Genomic DNA, 19,771 nt, shown 5'->3' with positions numbered 1-19,771 from the left:
AGGCGATCTCCTTGTGAACCGTAGGTGCAGCAGGGGAGGTACGGCTCGGAAATACGCCCATGGAGGCTGCTGAAGCGCAGGGCCAGGATGTCCTTCCCGGACACCCCGCCGGTTAGTGAATTAGCTGGGCCGGCAGGTCTCCTGACTGATGCGTCGTCGCCATGCCCCGCCTTCCCGGACGTGGTCCAGTGGCATTCGAGGGCAGGCTCGGCATCTACAGTTGCGGGGGCAGTTTCGGTTCACGCCGCGTGCGGCGTTTCGAATTCCCTGTTAGTCCCATACGGGAACCGGCGGCCGTATGGTAAGCGATCATCCCTGTAGGAGCGAGCTTGCTCGCGAAGGTCGTCAACGATAACGCTGGGCACCTGATGCCCCGCGGCGCTTTCCTGTTCTTCGCGAGCAAGCTCGCTGCTACAAAAGAAGCGTCAGAGCCGAATATCCTGGGGGCCGCGGATCAGCGCTTCGATCCGGGTGCCTGTGGCGCGCTCTTCGTTGCTGAAGCCGTCGTAGTCGGCCAGGTTGGCGAAGCGGATGCCGGTCAATTGTTCGATCGCAATCACACTGCGCTGGTAGGTTCGCAGCGGGCCGAATACCAGGTCGAGTTGGCCCAGTTCGCGGCTCTGGTCAATCATGTAGGCGCTGGCGGACGGCTTGCCCTCGTCGCTGAGGTAGGCCACCACTTTCCAGAACGCCTTGGGGATTTTCACGCCACGGTAAAGTCGGTCGTCATCGGCGAACACTGGTCCGGTAAATACCGTGGCCCGGGCTTTCCAGCGCTGGGTGTTGTCGAGGATGTAGTCTTCGAGTTCCAGCCACGTCTTCTGGTTGAAGCCGCTCATCTGTGGCGAGCAGTTGGTGAAGTGAAAGGTGTCGAAGTTGGCGGTGGTCGCCTCGTCGCCCCAATTGGGATCCTGGCGCCGTACCAGGTGGCCGCGGTCCAGGCCATTGCCGGCATAGCGCTCTTCACCTACCTGCGCCTCCAGGGGTAGGCGACCATCGTAGGCCCAGGTGTCGTTGCTGCGGGTGATGTCTACATGCTTGGCGCCGTCGATATTCACCCCCACGTACAGCGCCAGTCGTCGAGAGCGCGACAGGGTGATGGAGAAATGCGTGTAGTCCAGTCGCTTGGGTTGCACGTCGCCTGCCAGTGGCTGGTCAACCGTGGGCCATCGCACCACGAAGTCGCTGAGGAAGTCGTCGGCATAGCCCGCGCGGTTTTTGAGGTCCTTGGCTGCTGTGACACGCGGCGTCGCGGCTCTGGCTTCCAGCAGGCTGGGGCTGGCTGCGACCAATGGGCGCAGGTCGGCGAGCCTTGGGCGATGGGAAAGGTCGATGTTAGCTGTGCGGGCAGGCATGGGCATGTTCCTTATGGGCCTCGGATAAACACCACTGAAACACAAACTCATGACAATTTGGCCCAGGTGGCGAACTCAGGACTATCCTGAAAACCGTTACCCGGACGTTCATCACACGCCAAAAAGGAGCCAGCTCATGTGTGTTCGCCAACTGCGCAACCCGATTTTTTGCCTGATCCCGCCGTACATGCTCGACCAGATCGCCCGCCACGGGGATAAAGCCCAACGGGAGGTCGCATTACGCACGCGCGCCAAAGACAGCACGTTCCGCTCGTTGCGTATGGTCGCGGTACCCGCCAAGGGCCCGGCCCGCATGGCACTGGCCGTGGGCGCCGAGAAGCAACGCTCGATCTACAGTGCCGAAAACACCGACAGCCTGCCCGGCAAGCTGATTCGCGGCGAAGGGCAGCCCGCCAGTGGCGATGCCGCGGTGGACGAAGCCTATGACGGCCTGGGCGCAACCTTCGACTTTTTCGACCAGGTCTTCGACCAGGTCTTCGACCGCAACTCCATCGACGATGCGGGCATGGCGCTGGACGCCACGGTGCACTTCGGCCAGGACTATAACAATGCGTTCTGGAATTCGACCCAGATGGTGTTCGGCGATGGCGACCAGCAGCTGTTCAACCGCTTCACCGTGGCACTCGACGTCATTGGCCATGAGTTGGCCCATGGCGTGACCGAGGATGAAGCCAAGCTGATGTATTTTAATCAATCCGGTGCGCTGAACGAGTCGCTGTCGGATGTGTTTGGTTCGCTGATCAAGCAGTACGCGCTGAAGCAAAAGGCCGAGGACGCCGACTGGTTGATCGGCAAGGGGCTGTTTACCAAAAAGATCAAAGGCACCGCTCTGCGTTCGATGAAAGCGCCGGGCACCGCGTTTGATGACAAGCTGCTGGGCAAAGACCCGCAGCCTGGGCACATGGATGATTTTGTGCACACTTACGAGGACAATGGTGGGGTGCATATCAATTCCGGCATTCCCAACCACGCGTTCTATCAGGTGGCCACCCGGATTGGCGGGTTCGCCTGGGAGCGTGCCGGGCGTATCTGGTATGACGCACTGCGCGATTCGCGGTTGCGGCCCAATTCCGGGTTCTTGCGTTTTGCGCGCATTACCCACGATATTGCCGGCCAGCTTTATGGCGTGAACAAGGATGAGCAGAAGGCGGTCAAGGAAGGCTGGAAAGCGGTGGGCATAAACGTTTGACGAAGCCGCCTGAGCGGCGAGGAAAAACCATGCGAATTTCAATCAAGGAAAGCGGCGGACCGGCGTTTTTTCCGGGGTTGGCCAAGCCGCGCACGGTAGAGTTGGACGCGCTGCCCGAGCCTGATCAGCAGGAGTTGCGGCAACTGATTGAAGCGTCGGACTTTTTCCAGTTGCCGCAAAGCACCGATCCCGAGCCTGGCAACCCAGGCCGGGTGCATTACACCCTGACAGTTGCGGAAGGCAAGCGCGAGCACACGGTCTGTGTGCTCGCGCCGGTGAATCCCCCGGCACTGGACGGGTTGGTGCAGTGCGTGCGACGGCATAGTCGGGGCTGACTTGGGCCTATTGGCTAGATGAGCTCAGCAAGATCCGATGGGCTGAAGGCTTTCAGGCTGGAGGTCTCTCCCGTGCGAATTTTGCTGGCCCACTGTGGGTCGCTCAGTAATGCGCGGCCAACGGCGATGAGGTCAAATTCTTCGCGTTCAAGCCTGGGCACTAGATTATCCAGGCTGGCGGGTTGAGAGCTTTCGCCTCCGAAGGCGGCAAGAAAGTCCCCGGACAGGCCGACCGAGCCCACGCTGATGGTCGCCGCGCCGGTGAGTTTCTTGGCCCAGCCGGCGAAGTTCAGCCCCTGCTCGCCATCCAGTTCGGGAAATTCGGCTTCCCAGAAACGCCGTTGTGAGCAATGCAGGATATCGACACCCGCTTCCACCAACGGCACCAGCCAGTCCGACATGGCGTTCGGCGTGGTCACCAGGCGCGCGCTGTAATCCTGCTGCTTCCACTGGCTCACCCGCAATATCACGGGGAACGCCGGGCCTACTGCTGCACGTATCGCCTTGACCACCTCTGCGGCGAAACGCGAGCGCTCCTTGATGGATGCGCCATTGAACTGGTCGGGACGCTGATTGGTGCCTTCCCAGAAGAACTGATCGAGTAAGTAACCGTGTGCACCGTGTATTTCAACGGTATCAAACCCTAACCGTTTGGAGTCGGCAGCCGCCTTGGCGTAAGCCGCAATCGTATCGGCGATGGCTTCATCACTCATCGCGTCACCGCGTGGCGTACTGGGTGCGGCGAGGCCGGAAGGGCCTTCGATACCTGTCTCGGGCGCCCAGTCGTTGAAGGGATTGCCCACCGATCCGACATGCCAGATTTGCGGCCCCATTTTGCCGCCTGCCGCATGCACGCCGTCGATGACCTGTTTCCAGCCCGCCAATGCCCGGTCGCCATGGAACAGCGGGACGCCGGGGTCGTTACGTGCGCCGGGGCGATCAATGGCGGTGCCTTCTGAGAGAATCAGCCCGACGTCGTGTTCGGCACGTCGGCGATAATAGGCGGCGACGTTTTCTTCTGGTACACCGGTGGGGGAAAACGAACGGGTCATGGGTGCCATGACGATGCGATTTTTCAGGGCCAGGGATTTCAGCGCAAATGGCTGAAACAAAGCATCCAGATTCGTAACACTCATTGCCAGAGACTCCATTTGAAATGAGTCTTGATAGTATATTGTGTATACCTAATATCAATTAGGCACTTTAAAGCTATCAGGTATCCCAGAGGAAACCACATGCTCGATCATGACCCGGCGCTGACTCAAGACGGTACCGTGAAGGTATTCAAAGCCGATTGCTCCAGCCGATTATTGCTTGATCAGATCACCGACAAGTGGTCGGTGCTGATACTGGGCTCTTTGTGCGAAAAACCGTTGCGCTTCAATGAAATCAGGCGTCGCCTGGACGGCATCACGCAAAAAGCTCTGACCCAGAGCCTGCGCCGTCTTGAGCGCAGTGGCATTCTGGCGCGCCGGGTCATCGCGTCTTCGCAGGTGGCGGTGGAGTACAGCATTACGCCGCTGGGGGGGACGCTGGAAGAGCCGTTCAAGGCGCTTTACGCCTGGACGCTCAGCCATTCGGAAGCGGTGCTGCAGGCGCAGGCGGCGTTCGATGCGCGCACCGACGATGCCTAGCCGTTGCAGCTTTACTTGCGATCCAGCCACACCGTCTGCGCATTGCAGAACTCGCGTACGCCGAAGTGCGACAGCTCGCGGCCGAACCCGCTTTTCTTCACGCCGCCAAACGCCACCCGCGGGTCTGAGACGCTGAACGCGTTGACAAAGACCCCGCCGGTTTCCAACTGATCGGCAATAGCCCGCGCCTTTGCCGAGTCGCTGGTGAAGATGCTCGCGGTCAGGCCAAACTCGCTGTCATTGGCCAGCGCCACGGCGTGCTCGGCGTCGCGGGCGGTGATGATCGAGGCCACGGGGCCGAACAGTTCCTGTTTGAACGACGTCATTTGGTCGGTAACGTCGGCCAGTACGGTCGGTTCGTAGTAATTGCCCGCGCCCGCGACTTTATGGCCACCCAACAGCAGCGTGGCGCCTTCTTCCAGGGTCGCCTGGACCTGGCCGTGCAGTTCGTCACGCAGATCAAAACGCGCCATGGGGCCGATATAGGCGGCGGTCGAGGTGGGGTCCCCCATTACCAGGGCGCGGCTGGCTTCGAGGAATTTGGCGGTGAAGGCTTCAACCACGCCCGCTTCGATGATCAAGCGCTTGGCGGCGGCGCAGACTTGGCCGCTGTTCTGGAAGCGGCCGATGACGGCGGCTTGTACGGCGGCGTCGAGGTCAGCGTCGTTGAGCACGATAAAGGGGTCGGAGCCGCCCAGTTCCAGCACGCATTTCTTCAACGCGGCCCCGGCCTGTGAGCCGATGGCGATGCCGGCACGCACGCTGCCGGTGAGCGTCACGGCGGCGATGCGTGGGTCGGCGATGGCGGTGGACACGCCGTCCTGGGTTACGTTGATGACTTCAAACACGCCTTCGGCAAAACCGGCTTTGCGCAACGCTTGCTGGATCAGGTAGGCGCTGCCCATTACGTTGGGCGCATGTTTGAGCACGTAGGTGTTGCCGGCAAGCAGGGTCGGCACCGCGCCGCGCAGTACTTGCCATACCGGGAAGTTCCACGGCATTACCGCGAGGATCGGGCCCAGTGGGCGGTATTCGATCCGGGCGCTGCCGTTGTCCACCAGGGTGGGCTCCGGGGCGAGCATGGCCGGGCCGTGGGCGGCGTACCATTCGCTCAGTTGGGCGCACTTTTCGATTTCGGCGCGGGCCTGGGCGATGGGTTTGCCCATTTCCAGGGTGATCATTTGCGCCATGTCTTCAGCTTGCTCACGCAGGGCGGCAGCCAGGGCCAGCAGGTATTCGGCGCGCTGGCTCACAGGCGTGCGGCGCCAGGTGCGGAAGGCATCGGTCGAGCGGGCGAGGGCGGCGTTCAGCTGTTCTGCGCTTTCGTAGGGGTAGCTGCCGACTGTTTCGCCGCTGGCGGGGTTGATCGACAGGGCGTGGGTCTGGTGGGAGATAGCATTGTTCATGGCACCGTCCGGCTGAATGAGTGGAATGGGGCCAGCGTACGGGGCTGTATGTTTTCTTGAAACTGAATAATATTAAGCAATATATTCTCATTACGAGAATGTTTGGCCTAAGCTCGTCCCCACGCTCTGCGTGGGAATGCATCCCATGACGCTCCGCGTCAAAGACCTATGCGCCAACGATCGGACGCGGAGCGTCCGAGGCAGCGTTCCCACGCAGAGCGTGGGAACGATCATGTACATGATTGGAGAATGATTTGGATCTTGTGCAACTGGAAATCTTCAAGGCCGTTGCCGAGCAAGGCAGCATCAGCGCCGCCGCGCAGTTGATTCATCGCGTGCCATCGAACCTCACCACGCGCATCAAACAACTGGAGCAGGACCTGGGCGTGGAGTTGTTTATCCGCGAGAAAAGCCGCTTGCGCCTGTCGCCGGCCGGGTGGAATTTCCTTGGCTATACGCGGCGCATTCTCGACCTTGTGCAAGAAGCCCGTGCGACGGTGGCGGGGGAGGAGCCCCAAGGCGCCTTTGCCCTGGGCTCGCTGGAGAGCACGGCGGCCGTGCGTATACCTGCGTTACTGGCGGCGTATAACCAGCAATACACCAAGGTCGAGCTAGACCTGAGCACGGGTCCCTCGGGCACCATGATCGAAGGTGTGCTGTCGGGCCGGCTGACGGCGGCCTTTGTCGATGGGCCGGTGCTGCATTCCACGCTAGAGGGTGTGGCGGTGTTCGAGGAAGAGATGGTGGTGATTGCGCCACTGCATCACGCGCCGATCACCCGCGGCCAGGATGTGAATGGCGAGAACATCTATACGTTTCGCTCCAACTGCTCTTACCGGCATCACTTCGAACGCTGGTTCTCACAGGATGGCGCGGTGCCGGGCAGGATCTTCGAGATCGAGTCGTACCACGGCATGTTGGCCTGTGTCAGCGCCGGGGCCGGGCTGGCGCTGATGCCACGCAGCATGCTGGAGAGTATGCCGGGGTGTGCGGCGGTGAGTGTGTGGCCGCTGCCCGACACATTCCGTATCTTGAATACCTGGCTGATCTGGCGGCGGGGCACGGTGTCACAAAGCTTGAACAGCTTCGTAAAACTGCTGGAAGAACGCAATCTGCCAGCATCCTAGATCAAATGTGGGAGCTGGCCTGCGATAGCGGAGTGTCAGTCAATGAATCTTTAACTGAACCGCCTCTATCGCAGGCAAGCCAGCTCCCACAGGTGTCGTACATCAGCCGCCGAACTGCAGGGTGCCCATGGCCAGTTTGGCCATGATTGCCGTCGCGCCCAGTTGTACCAGCCATAACGCCAACCCACCGAGGAATACTCCCAGCGCAACCTGCAACACCAGGCTCTTCTGGCGCTTGGCTTGCGGTGCGCGTGGGGCGTAGTCGTGCAGTTCGTCGCGGTCGGCGCGCAGGTCCAGGTCATCGTTTCTCATTAGGGTTCTCGCAGCAAAGAGGCAGTCGGCGTTCAGTCTAGTGTGTTCGCCAATAAAAAGGGGGAAGCCAGTGGCTTCCCCCTTCGTCTTACGTTTGCCGGCTTGCTTACAGCACCTCGACAATCGCCTTGGTCACGGCACCAATGTTCGATTGGTTCAGCGCCGCTACGCAGATACGGCCGGTATCCAGTGCGTAGATACCAAACTCGCTGCGCAGACGGGTGACTTGCTCAACGCTCAAACCGGAGTAGGAGAACATCCCGCGCTGGCGACCGACGAAGCTGAAGTCATGGCCTGGAGCCGCCTTGGCCAGTTCGGCCACCATCTGCTCGCGCATACCGCGAATGCGCAGGCGCATCTCGGCCAGCTCGGCTTCCCACTGGGCGCGCAGCTCAGGGTTGTTCAACACTGCGGCAACGATGGCTGCGCCGTGGGTGGGCGGGTTGGAGTAGTTGGTGCGGATCACACGCTTGACCTGGGACAGGATGCGCGCGCTTTCTTCCTTGGACTCGCTGACGATCGACAGCGCGCCTACGCGTTCGCCATACAGCGAGAACGACTTGGAGAACGAGCTGGACACAAAGAAGGTCAAGCCTGATTCCGCGAACAAGCGCACCGCGGCGGCGTCTTCGTGGATGCCGTCGCCGAAGCCCTGGTAGGCCATGTCGAGGAACGGCACCAGGTTCTTGGCCTTGACCACGTCCAGCACGTTTTGCCAGTCGGCCGGGCTGAGGTCGACGCCGGTCGGGTTATGGCAGCAGGCGTGCAGCACCACGATGGACTGTGGCGGCAGGGCGTTGAGGTCTTCGAGCAGGCCGGCACGGTTCACGTCGTGGGTGGCGGCGTCGTAGTAGCGGTAGGCCTGCACCGGGAAACCGGCTTTTTCAAACAGCGCCTGGTGGTTTTCCCAGCTTGGGTCGCTGATGGCGACGACGGCGTTGGGCAGCAATTGCTTGAGGAAGTCGGCGCCGATTTTCAGCGCGCCTGTGCCGCCCACGGCCTGGGCGGTAATCACACGGCCGGCGCTCAACAGCGGCGACTCAGCGCCAAACAGCAGCTTTTGCACGGCCTGGTCGTACGCCACGATGCCGTCGATTGGCAAGTAGCCACGGGCGGCATGTTGCGCCACACGAATGGCTTCCGCTTCGGCAACGGCACGCAAGAGTGGAATCTTCCCCTCCTCGTTGCAGTAAACGCCCACGCCAAGGTTCACCTTGGTGGTTCGTGTGTCGGCGTTGAATGCTTCGTTGAGGCCCAGGATTGGATCGCGTGGTGCCATTTCGACAGCGGAGAACAGGCTCATTTTTGCGGCAGCTCTATGGGGGGTAGGAGGGACGTGTCGCGCTCCAGCCGAATGCACTAGAGCGGTGCACAAACGGGGAGCTAGTATAGAGGCCATCACGGCTGAGAGCGACAACGGAAACGGCTTTTCGGCCATGTTTTTCGGTTTATTTGCTGACCGTTAGTCTTATTGCAACATTGGCGAGCAAGGTCGTGTAGGACGACGGCCTTGAAACCCGTCACATTTGACACCACTTCTACAGCTATCATGGTTTTTTCCTGCAACCTGCGATGATTATTCGCGGGTTGCTGAGCTATTTCGTCCCTGGCGGTGTCGAGTCTGGGGTGACTTCACGAGGTACGTTATGTCGGATTTCCAGCTCGTTACCCGTTTTGAACCCGCCGGCGATCAACCGGAAGCCATTCGTCAGATGGTCGAAGGCATTGAAGCCGGCCTGGCGCACCAGACGCTGCTTGGGGTGACCGGGTCCGGCAAGACCTTCAGCATCGCCAACGTGATCGCCCAGACCAACCGCCCGACCCTGGTGCTGGCGCCGAACAAAACCCTGGCGGCGCAGCTCTATGGCGAGTTCAAGGCGTTCTTCCCGAACAACGCGGTGGAGTATTTCGTTTCCTACTACGACTACTACCAGCCCGAAGCCTATGTGCCGTCGTCCGATACCTTTATCGAGAAGGATGCGTCGATCAACGACCACATCGAGCAGATGCGCCTGTCGGCCACCAAGGCACTGCTGGAGCGCAAAGACGCGATCATCGTCACCACGGTGTCGTGCATCTACGGCTTGGGCAGCCCGGAAACCTATCTGAAGATGGTGCTGCACGTCGACCGTGGTGACAAACTCGACCAGCGCGAATTGCTGCGGCGCCTGGCGAGCCTGCAGTACACCCGTAACGACATGGATTTTGCCCGCGCCACCTTCCGGGTGCGCGGCGATGTGATCGACATCTACCCGGCGGAATCCGACCTGGAAGCGATTCGCATCGAGCTGTTCGATGATGAGGTCGAAAGCCTGTCAGCCTTCGACCCGTTGACCGGTGAAGTGATCCGCAAGCTGCCACGCTTCACCTTCTACCCCAAAAGCCATTACGTGACCCCACGCGAAACCTTGATGGGCGCCATCGAGGGCATCAAGGTCGAGCTGGCCGAGCGCCTGGAATACTTGCGCTCCAACAATAAGCTGGTGGAAGCCCAGCGCCTGGAGCAGCGCACTCGCTTCGACCTGGAGATGATCCTGGAACTGGGTTACTGCAACGGCATCGAAAACTACTCGCGTTACCTGTCGGGCCGTGACTCCGGGGCGCCGCCACCGACGCTCTATGACTACCTGCCGCCGGACGCCTTGCTGGTGATCGACGAATCCCACGTCAGCGTGCCGCAGGTGGGCGCCATGTATAAGGGCGACCGTTCGCGCAAGGAAACCCTGGTGGAATACGGTTTCCGCCTGCCGTCGGCGCTGGACAACCGGCCGATGCGCTTTGACGAGTGGGAAGCCATCAGCCCGCAGACCATCTTCGTCTCCGCTACGCCCGGCAACTATGAAGCCGAGCACGCGGGCCGCGTCATCGAGCAACTGGTACGTCCCACTGGCCTGGTGGACCCGGAAATCGAAATCCGCCCCGCGCTGACCCAGGTCGACGACTTGCTCTCGGAAATCAACAAGCGCGTGGCCCTGGAAGAGCGGGTGCTGGTCACCACTCTGACCAAGCGCATGTCCGAAGACTTGACTGATTACCTGGCCGACCACGGCGTGCGCGTGCGTTACCTGCACTCGGACATCGACACTGTGGAACGCGTGGAAATCATCCGCGACCTGCGCCTGGGCACCTTCGATGTGCTGGTGGGGATCAACCTGCTGCGCGAAGGCCTGGACATGCCGGAAGTGTCGCTGGTGGCGATCCTGGATGCGGACAAGGAGGGCTTCCTGCGCTCCGAACGCTCGCTGATCCAGACCATCGGCCGAGCGGCGCGTAACCTCAATGGGCGGGCGATCCTGTATGCGGACCGCATCACCGGTTCCATGGAGCGTGCGATTGGCGAGACCCAGCGTCGTCGCGACAAGCAGATCGCGTTCAACCTGGAACACGGCATCACCCCCAAGGGCGTGTTCAAGGACGTTGCCGACATCATGGAAGGCGCCACCGTGCCCGGCTCGCGCAGCAAGAAGCGCAAGGGCATGGCCAAGGCTGCCGAGGAAAGTGCCAAGTACGAGAACGAACTGCGCTCGCCGAGTGAGATCACCAAGCGGATTCGGCAGTTGGAAGAAAAAATGTACCAGCTGGCGCGGGATCTGGAGTTTGAAGCGGCGGCGCAGACGCGTGATGAGATTGGCAAGTTGCGTGAGCGTCTGTTGGCTGTTTGATTTGCGTAGATTGGGCTGGCTTCATCGCGGCCAAGCCCGGCTCCCACATTGATCTGTGAACACGGTCAATGTGGGAGCTGGCTTGCCTGCGATGGCCGCGCCTCGGTTTTCCAGAAATCACCCAGGCTGTTACCATTCGCCCCTTGTTTCAATTTTCAGTTATATCGCCCATTCGAGACCTGCCATGACCACCGTCCGCACGCGCATTGCGCCATCGCCTACTGGGGATCCCCACGTCGGTACTGCTTACATCGCCCTGTTCAACTACTGCTTTGCCAAGCAGCATGGCGGTGAGTTCATCCTGCGGATCGAAGACACCGATCAACTGCGCTCCACCCGTGAGTCCGAACAGCAGATTTTCGATGCCCTGCGCTGGTTGGGCATTACCTGGGCTGAAGGTCCGGATGTCGGCGGCCCGCATGGCCCGTATCGCCAGAGCGAGCGCAGCGACATTTACAAGCAGTACACCCAGCAACTGGTCGATATGGGCCATGCCTTCCCGTGCTTCTGCACCGCCGAAGAACTGGACCAGATGCGCGCCGAGCAACAGGCCCGTGGCGAAACTCCGCGCTACGATGGCCGTGCGCTGCTGTTGCCCAAGGAAGAAGTGGCTGCGCGCCTGGCCGCCGGTGAGCCTCACGTCATTCGTATGAAAGTGCCAAGCGAAGGCGTATGCGTGGTGCCGGACATGCTGCGCGGTGACGTCGAAATCCCGTGGGACCGCATGGACATGCAGGTGCTGATGAAGACCGACGGCTTGCCGACGTACTTCCTGGCCAACGTGGTCGATGACCATCTGATGGGCATCACCCATGTGCTGCGCGGCGAAGAGTGGCTGCCATCGGCGCCGAAACTGATCCTGCTGTACGAATATTTCGGCTGGGAGCAACCGCAGCTGTGCTACATGCCGCTGCTGCGTAACCCGGACAAGAGCAAGCTGTCCAAACGTAAGAACCCGACGTCGGTGACGTTCTACGAGCGCATGGGCTTTATGCCTGAGGCGATGCTCAACTACCTGGGTCGCATGGGCTGGTCTATGCCGGACGAGCGCGAGAAGTTCTCGCTGCAGGAAATGGTCGACAACTTCGACCTGTCCCGCGTCTCCCTCGGTGGGCCGATCTTCGATATCGAGAAGCTGTCGTGGCTCAATGGTCAGTGGCTGCGTGACTTGCCCGTGGAGGAGTTTGCCTCCCGTGTGCAGCAGTGGGCATTGAACCCCGAGTACATGATGAAAATTGCGCCGTTGGTGCAGGGCAGGGTAGAGACGTTCAGCCAGGTCGCACCCTTGGCCAGTTTCTTCTTTGCTGGTGGCGTGAATCCCGATCCCAAGCTGTTCGAGTCCAAGAAGCTTTCCGGTGATCAGGTGCGCCAGCTGATGCAGTTGATTCTGTGGAAGCTTGAAAGCCTGCGTCAGTGGGAGAAGGATGCGATCACCGCGACCATCCAGGCGGTGGTGGAATCCCTGGAGCTGAAACTGCGCGATGCCATGCCGCTGATGTTTGCCGCAATCACCGGGCAGGCCAGTTCGGTGTCGGTGCTTGATGCGATGGAAATTCTCGGCCCGGACTTGACTCGTTTCCGTCTACGCCAAGCCCTTGATTTGCTTGGGGGTGTATCGAAGAAAGAAAACAAGGAATGGGAAAAGCTGCTGGGCGCTATCGTTTAAGCAGGCCGCTTAGGGCACGAAACCCCGGTTTTTCGGGGTTTCGTCGGTAAGTGATTGTTATCCCGGCAAAAAATTTTGGAAATTGTTGAAAATAAATTTGACACGTTTCCAAACCGCCATTAAGATTCGCCCCGTCCTCACCGATGAGGGGCTATAGCTCAGCTGGGAGAGCGCTTGCATGGCATGCAAGAGGTCAACGGTTCGATCCCGTTTAGCTCCACCAATTTACAGGTTCAAGGTTCCGGCCACACCGTCCTTGAATTGATCAGGTCTCAGCTCTGATCAGATGTACAGAAGGTTTTGTCCCCTTCGTCTAGTGGCCTAGGACACCGCCCTTTCACGGCGGTAACAGGGGTTCGAGTCCCCTAGGGGACGCCAGTTTCAACAAGCAGCTCGAAAGGTCTGCTGCGTCGCGAGACGAAAAATCCGGGGCTATAGCTCAGCTGGGAGAGCGCTTGCATGGCATGCAAGAGGTCAACGGTTCGATCCCGTTTAGCTCCACCAATTTTACAGGTTCAAGGTTCCGGCCACGCCGTCCTTGAATCGATCAGTTCTCAGCGCTGATCAGTTGTATAGAAGGTTTGTGTCCCCTTCGTCTAGTGGCCTAGGACACCGCCCTTTCACGGCGGTAACAGGGGTTCGAGTCCCCTAGGGGACGCCACGATTACCCGCTCTGCGGGATTTTTAAGGGTCATTCAATTATTGAATGGCCCTTTTGTTTGTCTGGCGTTTGGCCAATTCCCTCCTTTATTACCCATTTTTCTGTTCTGACCGGCGGTCGTGCTTGTCGCTTGCCAAATATTATTATGGTAATAATATTAAACCCCATGAGAGACGGAGGCTTCGATGAGCGATAAAAAAGCGCAAACCCGCGAACGTATTTTGCAGGCTGCCAGCGCGGCGTTGATCCAGCGTGGCCCGGCTGAGCCCAGTGTGGGCGAAGTGATGGGGGCGGCTGGGCTGACGGTAGGAGGCTTCTACGCGCATTTTGAAAGCAAAGACGCACTGATGCTGGAAGCGTTCAACCAGTTGTTGGCGCAGCGCCGCGCCTCCATCGATGACTTGGATGACCAGCTGACCGGCGAAGAGCGTCGCACGTTGGTCGCCGCGTTTTATCTGTCACGCAAGCACCGCGACTCCACGACCCAGGCCTGCCCGTTGCCCGCGACGGTGGGGGAGATGGGGCGCTTGCCGGATGCTTTTCGCGAGGTCTTGAACGAGCACGTCGAGTTGATGGCTGCGCAACTGGCCGGCAGCCCTGAAGAGATCGACAAAGCCCTGGCGGACATGGCCTTGATGGTCGGGGGGCTGACCCTGGCGCGGGCGCTGGGGCCGGGCGAGTTATCGGATCGGGTGATACGTGCGGCCAAGTCGGCGGTACGCTGAAAAAGGGGACGCGAGATGGGCGCATTGACCTGGGTTCGTGGTTTCAATGGCACGGTGGGGCGCCTTGCGCCGCATGCGGTCGCCAGCAAGATGCGTCGCACCTTCATGACCCCGCGCGATCTTCCGCCGCGTGACTGGGAGTTGCCGCTGTTGGCCCAGTCGGAGCGCATCACCCTGCGTTTCGGCCTGTCGGCGTTGCGATGGGGGCATGGCCCGGCGGTGCTGCTGATGCATGGCTGGGAAGGCCGGCCCACCCAGTTCGCTAGCTTGATCACGGCGTTGGTCGACAACGGCTATTCGGTAATTGCCCTGGACGGTCCCGCTCACGGCCGGTCGCCAGGGCGTGAAGCCCATGTACTGCTGTTTGCCCGCGCCATGCTTGAGGCGGCGGCCGAGCTGCCGCCGCTGTATGCGGTGGTCGGCCATTCCATGGGCGGCGCCAGTGCGATGTTGGCGGTGCAGTTGGGGTTGCGTACGCAGGCATTGGTCAGCATTGCCGCACCGTCGCGCTTTCTGGATGTGCTACGCGGGTTCACCCGCATGGTCGGCTTGCCGCCACGGGCGCGCTCAGCCTTTATCCAAGAGGTGGAGTTGAGCATGGGCATGGCGCTCAAGCATTTGGACGTGGCCCACTACCAACTGAACATTCCCGGCCTGATCGTCCACGCCGAAGACGACACCTTTGTTCCGGTCAGGGCGGCTCAAGCCATTCACGAAGCCTGGTTCGACAGCCGCCTGCTGCGCCTGGAGCAGGGCGGCCACCAGAAAGTGCTCGCCGACCCGCAGGTCATCGATGCTGTGCTCGCCCTATTGGCCGGCTGCCGTCTACAGGAGCGCCAGATCGCCTGATACACTGCCCCGCCGACATCAATCGACTGGAGCAAGGCATGGGCTGGGATTTGGCAACGCCGTTCATCATCGATCTGCAGGTTGCGGCTGAGGACATCGACGGCCTGGGGCACGCCAATAATGCGGTGTACGTCTCATGGCTGGAGCGTTGTGCCTGGCGCCATTCCCAGCGCCTGGGGCTGGACCTCACCGAATACCGCCGCCTCGACCGCGCCATGGCCGTGGTACGCCATGAGATCGACTACCTGGCGGCAGGCTATGAGGGCGATGAGTTACAACTGGCCACCTGGATCGTCGACTGGGACCAGCGCCTGAAGATGACCCGCCGTTTCCAACTGGTACGCCCCCGTGACGGCGCGACCCTGCTGCGCGCGCAAACAACCTTCGTATGTATTGAGTTGTCCAGCGGCAAGCCCAAGCGCATGCCCGCCGAGTTTATTGAAGGTTACGGCCCCGCCCTGACAGGGGGTTAACGGTTGCCGCTGGAAACCCAGTAAACTGCGCCACGATTTTTGTTGAGTGTTTTCCATGCAAATTGCTTTGGCGCCCATGGAGGGGTTGGTCGACAACATCCTGCGGGACGTGTTGACCCACGTGGGCGGTATCGACTGGTGCGTGACCGAATTTATCCGGGTCAACGACCGCCTGCTCACGCCTGCCTATTTCCACAAGCTCGCGCCTGAACTGCTGCACGGTGCCCACACGGCGGCGGGTGTGCCGTTGCGGGTGCAGTTGCTCGGTTCTGACCCGGTGTGCCTGGCGGAAAATGCCGCCCTGGCCTGTGAGCTGGGCTCTGAGGTCATCGACCTGAACTTCGGGTGTCCGGCCAAGACCGTGAATAAATCCCGAGGTGGCGCGGTGCTGCTCAAGGAGCCGGAGCTGCTCAACCAGATCGTCGAGCATGTGCGTCGTGCCGTACCGGCGCATATTCCCGTGACCGCCAAGATGCGCCTGGGCTTCGACAGCCCGGATGGCGCGCTGGTGTGCGCCACGGCCCTGGCCGAGGGCGGCGCTGCGCATATCGTGGTGCATGCACGCACCAAGGCCGATGGCTACAAGCCGCCGGCTCATTGGGAGTGGATCCCGCGGGTGCAGGACGTGGTCAAGGTGCCGGTGTTTGCCAATGGCGATATCTGGAGCGTCGAAGACTGGAAACGCTGCCGCGAAATCAGCGGCGCCGAAGACATCATGCTGGGCCGTGGCCTGGTGGCGCGGCCCGATCTGGCGCGGCAGATTGTGGCGGCCAAGGCCGGCGAAGAGGTGGTCGAGATGACCTGGGCGCAGATGCAGCCGATGCTTCAGGAGTTCTGGCGTCAGTCGGTGGCGCAACTGACGGAGAAGCAGGCGCCCGGCCGCTTGAAACAGTGGCTGGCGATGCTCACGCGCAACTACCCGCAAGCGGTGGAGTTGTTCACGGCCCTACGCCGGGAGACGGACTTGAACCAAGTCAGCCGCCTGCTGGGTATGCCGCATCCAACAGCCGTTTAACCGGCAGCCTTACTCCAGCAGTTGCCTGAACCCCTCGATCGGCAACGGTCGGCTGTGCAAATAGCCCTGGAATAAATGGCAGCCGAGCTTTTGCAGGAACGCCAGTTGCTCCAGGGTTTCCACCCCCTCGGCGATGACTTCCAGGTTCAGGCTGCGCGCCATGGCCACAATGGCGCGGATGATTTCTGCATCATTGGGGTCGTGGGTCGCATCGCGCACGAACGACTGATCGATCTTCAGCGCATCCACCGGCAAGCGCTTGAGGTAGGTCAAGGATGAGTAGCCGGTGCCGAAATCATCCATTGCAAAGCTCACGCCGAGTTTTTTCAGGCGACGCATCTTCACCACGGTATCGTCCAGGTTCTGGATCACGATGCCTTCGGTGATTTCCAGTTTCAGCAGGCTGAACGGCAGGCCGTGTTGCTTGAGGCTGTGCTCCACCCGTTCCACAAAGTCGTTCTGGCGAAACTGCCGGGGGCTGATATTCACGCACAGGCTGAAATTGAGCGGGTCTACCAGGCCATCGGCAATCAACTGGGCAAAGGCGCCGCAGGCTTCATCGAGAATCCAGGTGCCGACCTCCAGGATCAGGCCGCTGTCTTCCAATACCTTGATAAATTCCGCCGGTGACTGCGCGCCCAATTGTGGGTGCTGCCAGCGCACCAGGGCCTCGGCGCCGACTATCCGGTTGCCGCGCGCATCCACCTGGGGCTGGTAATGCACGCTGAATTCGCCGCGTGACAAGGCCAGGCGCAAGTCAGTCTCCATGCGCAGGCGTTCGCTAGCGGTTCTTTGCATGCTGTTGTGGAACATCTGCGTGGTGTTGCGCCCGGAGTCCTTGGCGCGGTACAGGGCGATGTCGGCGCGCTTGAGCAAATCGGCGGGTGTGGTGCCGTGGTCGGGGATCAGTGCCACGCCGATGCTGGGTGTGACCTGCAGCCGATGACCGTCGAGAAACATCGGCTCCGAGAGCAATTCGCGCAGGGTATCGGCCAGCGCTTGCACTTGGCTGCTGACCGTCTGGCGGGTGCCCTCCAGGCCGCTGAGCAATACCACAAACTCATCGCCGCCCAAGCGCGCCACGGTGTCCTCCATGCGCACGCTGGCTTCCAGGCGCGCGGTGACGATTTTCAACACGGTATCGCCAACGGGGTGGCCGAGGGAGTCGTTGATGTGCTTGAAGTGGTCCAAGTCCAGAAACAGCAGGGCGCCGCGCAGGTTGTGGCGCTTGAGCAGGGCGATCTGCTGGCTCAGGCGGTCCATCAGCAGTGCGCGGTTCGGCAGGTTGGTCAGCGGGTCGTGATAGGCCAGGTGCCGGATTTGTGCCTGGGCGTTCTTCAATAGGCTCACATCCCGTGCGGTCAGCAGCAGGCAGGGGGTTTCATTCAAGGTGATCGGCTCCACCGAGACCTCCACCGCCAGTACCTCGCCACGCTTGTTGCGCCAGAGCATTTCCAGGTGGTGAATGCGCCCCTTGATCTGCAACTCGGCCAACAGTGCGGCGCGTTGGTTTTCGTCGGCCCAGATGCCGATCTGGTACAGGGTCAGGCCGATGGCCTCTTCGGTGCGGTAACCGGTCAGGCGGCAAAAGCCATCGTTGACCTCCACATAGCGGCCGGTGTCGCGCTCGGTGATGGAAATCGCATCGGGGCTGGAGTGGAACGCCTTGGCGAACTTCTCTTCGCTGGCCTTGAGTGCGGCTTCCGAGCGTTGCTGTTGGGTAATATCGCGCAGCGTGGTGACGATGCACGGCTGGTCGCTGACCTTGATTAAACGGCTGGAAATCATGCAAGTCAGGCTTTGGCCGTCCTTGTGATGCACCACGATGGCCACATTGCTCAGGGCCTGCTCGCGAATCACCTGCTCGATGCGTTGCAGGCGCTTGCTGGAGTCGTCCCACAGGCCGATTTGTTCGGCGCTTTTGTCGAGTACTTCGGCGGCTGTAAAGCCAAACGTCTGGGTAAACGCCGGGTTGATCTCGATGAACGCGCCGCTGTCCAGGCAGGTGACGCAGATCGGGTCGGGGCTGGCCTGGAACAGGCTGGCGAACTTTTCCTCCGAGGCGGTCAGCCGTTGCTCGCGCTCGACCTGGTCGGTGATATCCAGCAAGGTGCCGGCCATGCGCAGGGGCTTGCCTGACTCATCGCGATACAGGCGTGCGCGGCTCTCCAGGTAACGCGGGCTGCCGTCTTCCATTTGCACGCGGTAGGTCAACTGATAGTTGCCGTCCGGGCCTTCGCGCAAACTGCGGTACGCATGGCGCATACCCTCGCGGTCTTCATCGGACATGCCCTCAAAAAACGCATCGAAGGATTCATGGAACGGCGCGGGTTCCAGCCCGTGCAACTGGGCGGCACGCGCCGAGCCGTAGAGCATGCCGCTGGGGATGTGCCAATCCCAGGTGCCCAGTTGCGCGGAATCCAGAGCCAGGTCCAGGCGCTCCTGGCTGTCCTTGAGTGCTTGCTCGGCGTTTTTACGTTCGGTGGTGTCCAGGAACGTGCTGATCAGGTACGCCTCGCCGTCCAGTTCGACCTTTTGTGCGCTGAGGGTGCCGTCATGGATCTGGCCGTTGCTGGCGCAGAACTGCACTTCCATGGTGATGGGTTCGCCTTTGCGCTGGGTGGCCTTGACCAGCAGCGCCCGCTGTTCCGGATGGCACCACAGGCCCAGTTCCAGGGTGGTGCGGCCGATGGCATCGGCCACTGGCCAGCCGAACAGCATCTCGAAATACTGGTTGGCTTCGCTGATCAAGCCGTCGGCCTGACGCGTCAGCAGCACCATGTTCGGGCACAGGTGGAAGAGTGTGGCGAAGCGCTTTTCAGAATGGCTGAGGGCATGTTCACGGTCGCGTTGGTGGGTGATCTCGCGGATCACCCCGATCATGCGTCGCCGTCCGGCTTTGTCGGGGGCCAGGTTGCCGCTGATTTCCAGCCAGTGCAGGCTGCCATCGGGCCATTGGATGCGGTGGTGCATGGCGCGGTCGAAGGGCTCTCCGGCGAGCACCGCATGAAAGCCGCGCACCACCCGCGCGCTGTCTTGCGGGGCCAGCAGGTCGAGGTAGTCCAGGTCCTTGGGCAGAGGCTGGCGCGGGTCAAAGCCGAATAGCGCCTGGGTGCCCCGTGACCAACTGATTCTTCCTGTGTCGATTTCCCAGCACCAGGCACCCAGCCGCGCGGCATTGAGGGCCGCCAGCAGCTGCGGGGCACTGTCCCAGCTTTGTTCCGCCGCTTGAGGGTCCAGGGCGTAGATGCGGGGCAGGGGTGGAATCGGGTCAAGGGGGTTGCGCATTATCAAAGGGCCTTGGCTCATTGAGAAAACCGCGCGGTTTGACCCAAACCCTT

16 protein-coding genes, 4 tRNA genes and 1 riboswitch are annotated in these 19,771 nt (G+C 61.0%); of the genes, 14 read left to right on the top strand and 6 right to left on the bottom strand.

Annotation, left to right across the window (positions count from 1 at the left end):
- Nucleotides 1-113: 113 nt before the first annotated feature.
- Nucleotides 114-307: riboswitch (cobalamin riboswitch) on the bottom strand.
- A gap of 118 nt (nt 308-425) precedes the next feature.
- Nucleotides 426-1,355: a DNA/RNA non-specific endonuclease gene (locus GH769_RS15595; RefSeq protein WP_032903812.1), complete on the bottom strand. Its 930-nt coding sequence runs from the start codon at nt 1,353-1,355 to the stop codon at nt 426-428.
- Nucleotides 1,356-1,491: 136 nt separating this feature from the next.
- On the opposite strand from GH769_RS15595, the gene GH769_RS15590 reads away from it, so the two are divergent.
- Together GH769_RS15590 and GH769_RS15585 are read left to right on the top strand one after the other, a co-directional pair.
- Nucleotides 1,492-2,565, top strand: a complete 1,074-nt coding sequence (locus GH769_RS15590; RefSeq protein ID WP_032903810.1) for a M4 family metallopeptidase — start codon at nt 1,492-1,494, stop codon at nt 2,563-2,565.
- 29 nt (nt 2,566-2,594) lie between these two features.
- A complete protein-coding gene (locus tag GH769_RS15585) occupies nt 2,595-2,900 on the top strand; it encodes a protealysin inhibitor emfourin (RefSeq protein ID WP_020302100.1) in 306 nt (101 codons plus the stop codon).
- 14 nt (nt 2,901-2,914) lie between these two features.
- On the opposite strand, the gene GH769_RS15580 is transcribed toward GH769_RS15585, so the two are convergent.
- The gene (locus GH769_RS15580; RefSeq protein ID WP_032903809.1) at nt 2,915-4,036 is read right to left on the bottom strand and encodes an NADH:flavin oxidoreductase; all 1,122 of its coding nucleotides are present in this window, start codon (nt 4,034-4,036) and stop codon (nt 2,915-2,917) included.
- A 99-nt stretch (nt 4,037-4,135) separates the two neighbouring features.
- Here GH769_RS15580 and GH769_RS15575 point away from each other — a divergent pair, with 99 nt between their 5' ends.
- A complete protein-coding gene (locus tag GH769_RS15575) occupies nt 4,136-4,534 on the top strand; it encodes a helix-turn-helix domain-containing protein (RefSeq protein WP_019820843.1) in 399 nt (132 codons plus the stop codon).
- An 11-nt stretch (nt 4,535-4,545) separates the two neighbouring features.
- On the opposite strand, the gene GH769_RS15570 is transcribed toward GH769_RS15575, so the two are convergent.
- Complete coding sequence (locus GH769_RS15570; protein ID WP_032903808.1) at nt 4,546-5,940, bottom strand: aldehyde dehydrogenase family protein; 1,395 nt, start codon at nt 5,938-5,940, stop codon at nt 4,546-4,548.
- 254 nt (nt 5,941-6,194) lie between these two features.
- Here GH769_RS15570 and GH769_RS15565 point away from each other — a divergent pair, with 254 nt between their 5' ends.
- A complete protein-coding gene (locus GH769_RS15565; protein ID WP_019820847.1) occupies nt 6,195-7,067 on the top strand; it encodes a LysR family transcriptional regulator in 873 nt (290 codons plus the stop codon).
- 102 nt (nt 7,068-7,169) lie between these two features.
- Here GH769_RS15565 and GH769_RS15560 read toward each other — a convergent pair whose 3' ends face one another.
- Nucleotides 7,170-7,379: a hypothetical protein gene (locus GH769_RS15560; protein WP_005789784.1), complete on the bottom strand. Its 210-nt coding sequence runs from the start codon at nt 7,377-7,379 to the stop codon at nt 7,170-7,172.
- Nucleotides 7,380-7,485: 106 nt separating this feature from the next.
- Nucleotides 7,486-8,682, bottom strand: a complete 1,197-nt coding sequence (locus GH769_RS15555; protein ID WP_032903807.1) for an amino acid aminotransferase — start codon at nt 8,680-8,682, stop codon at nt 7,486-7,488.
- Nucleotides 8,683-9,025: 343 nt separating this feature from the next.
- Here GH769_RS15555 and uvrB point away from each other — a divergent pair, with 343 nt between their 5' ends.
- The 10 genes from uvrB (at nt 9,026) to GH769_RS15505 (ending at nt 16,430) form a co-directional block, all read left to right on the top strand.
- On the top strand, nt 9,026-11,041 hold the full coding sequence (gene uvrB, locus GH769_RS15550; protein ID WP_003192575.1) for an excinuclease ABC subunit UvrB: 2,016 nt from the start codon (nt 9,026-9,028) through the stop codon (nt 11,039-11,041).
- Nucleotides 11,042-11,225: 184 nt separating this feature from the next.
- Complete coding sequence (gene gltX, locus GH769_RS15545; RefSeq protein WP_032903805.1) at nt 11,226-12,707, top strand: glutamate--tRNA ligase; 1,482 nt, start codon at nt 11,226-11,228, stop codon at nt 12,705-12,707.
- Between the two features lie 147 nt (nt 12,708-12,854).
- A tRNA-Ala gene (locus tag GH769_RS15540) sits at nt 12,855-12,930 on the top strand.
- Between the two features lie 79 nt (nt 12,931-13,009).
- A tRNA-Glu gene (locus GH769_RS15535) sits at nt 13,010-13,085 on the top strand.
- Between the two features lie 50 nt (nt 13,086-13,135).
- Nucleotides 13,136-13,211: transfer RNA gene (locus GH769_RS15530), tRNA-Ala, on the top strand.
- An 81-nt stretch (nt 13,212-13,292) separates the two neighbouring features.
- Nucleotides 13,293-13,368 (top strand) — tRNA-Glu (locus GH769_RS15525).
- Between the two features lie 185 nt (nt 13,369-13,553).
- Complete coding sequence (locus tag GH769_RS15520) at nt 13,554-14,093, top strand: TetR/AcrR family transcriptional regulator (protein ID WP_014719166.1); 540 nt, start codon at nt 13,554-13,556, stop codon at nt 14,091-14,093.
- Nucleotides 14,094-14,108: 15 nt separating this feature from the next.
- Nucleotides 14,109-14,942: an alpha/beta hydrolase gene (locus tag GH769_RS15515; protein ID WP_019820855.1), complete on the top strand. Its 834-nt coding sequence runs from the start codon at nt 14,109-14,111 to the stop codon at nt 14,940-14,942.
- Nucleotides 14,943-14,980: 38 nt separating this feature from the next.
- Nucleotides 14,981-15,415 carry a thioesterase family protein gene (locus tag GH769_RS15510; RefSeq protein WP_020300953.1) on the top strand — a complete coding sequence of 145 codons (435 nt, stop codon included), beginning with the start codon at nt 14,981-14,983 and terminating at the stop codon, nt 15,413-15,415.
- Nucleotides 15,416-15,470: 55 nt separating this feature from the next.
- Nucleotides 15,471-16,430 (top strand): tRNA-dihydrouridine synthase, encoded by a 960-nt coding sequence (locus GH769_RS15505; RefSeq protein ID WP_014719164.1) that lies wholly within the window; start codon nt 15,471-15,473, stop codon nt 16,428-16,430.
- Nucleotides 16,431-16,439: 9 nt separating this feature from the next.
- On the opposite strand, the gene GH769_RS15500 is transcribed toward GH769_RS15505, so the two are convergent.
- The gene (locus GH769_RS15500; protein ID WP_032903804.1) at nt 16,440-19,718 is read right to left on the bottom strand and encodes an EAL domain-containing protein; all 3,279 of its coding nucleotides are present in this window, start codon (nt 19,716-19,718) and stop codon (nt 16,440-16,442) included.
- Nucleotides 19,719-19,771: the final 53 nt, after the last annotated feature.

Origin of the sequence: Pseudomonas sp. CFSAN084952 (genome assembly GCF_009648855.1) — a bacterium.
Taxonomy (GTDB): domain Bacteria; phylum Pseudomonadota; class Gammaproteobacteria; order Pseudomonadales; family Pseudomonadaceae; genus Aquipseudomonas; species Aquipseudomonas paracarnis.
The sequence above is the reverse complement of the archived record's forward strand: the minus strand, read 5'-3'. Positions and strand labels throughout refer to the sequence as shown.

What these genes read in the sequence shown, in the direction of transcription:
- GH769_RS15595 (WP_032903812.1), bottom strand. Translation starts at nt 1,355, where the DNA reads ATGCCTGCCCGCACAGCTAACATCGACCTTTCCCATCGCCCAAGGCTC.
- GH769_RS15590 (WP_032903810.1), top strand. Translation starts at nt 1,492, where the DNA reads ATGTGTGTTCGCCAACTGCGCAACCCGATTTTTTGCCTGATCCCGCCG.
- GH769_RS15585 (WP_020302100.1), top strand. Translation starts at nt 2,595, where the DNA reads ATGCGAATTTCAATCAAGGAAAGCGGCGGACCGGCGTTTTTTCCGGGG.
- GH769_RS15580 (WP_032903809.1), bottom strand. Translation starts at nt 4,036, where the DNA reads ATGAGTGTTACGAATCTGGATGCTTTGTTTCAGCCATTTGCGCTGAAA.
- GH769_RS15575 (WP_019820843.1), top strand. Translation starts at nt 4,136, where the DNA reads ATGCTCGATCATGACCCGGCGCTGACTCAAGACGGTACCGTGAAGGTA.
- GH769_RS15570 (WP_032903808.1), bottom strand. Translation starts at nt 5,940, where the DNA reads ATGAACAATGCTATCTCCCACCAGACCCACGCCCTGTCGATCAACCCC.
- GH769_RS15560 (WP_005789784.1), bottom strand. Translation starts at nt 7,379, where the DNA reads ATGAGAAACGATGACCTGGACCTGCGCGCCGACCGCGACGAACTGCAC.
- GH769_RS15555 (WP_032903807.1), bottom strand. Translation starts at nt 8,682, where the DNA reads ATGAGCCTGTTCTCCGCTGTCGAAATGGCACCACGCGATCCAATCCTG.
- uvrB (WP_003192575.1), top strand. Translation starts at nt 9,026, where the DNA reads ATGTCGGATTTCCAGCTCGTTACCCGTTTTGAACCCGCCGGCGATCAA.
- gltX (WP_032903805.1), top strand. Translation starts at nt 11,226, where the DNA reads ATGACCACCGTCCGCACGCGCATTGCGCCATCGCCTACTGGGGATCCC.
- GH769_RS15520 (WP_014719166.1), top strand. Translation starts at nt 13,554, where the DNA reads ATGAGCGATAAAAAAGCGCAAACCCGCGAACGTATTTTGCAGGCTGCC.
- GH769_RS15515 (WP_019820855.1), top strand. Translation starts at nt 14,109, where the DNA reads ATGGGCGCATTGACCTGGGTTCGTGGTTTCAATGGCACGGTGGGGCGC.
- GH769_RS15510 (WP_020300953.1), top strand. Translation starts at nt 14,981, where the DNA reads ATGGGCTGGGATTTGGCAACGCCGTTCATCATCGATCTGCAGGTTGCG.
- GH769_RS15505 (WP_014719164.1), top strand. Translation starts at nt 15,471, where the DNA reads ATGCAAATTGCTTTGGCGCCCATGGAGGGGTTGGTCGACAACATCCTG.
- GH769_RS15500 (WP_032903804.1), bottom strand. Translation starts at nt 19,718, where the DNA reads ATGCGCAACCCCCTTGACCCGATTCCACCCCTGCCCCGCATCTACGCC.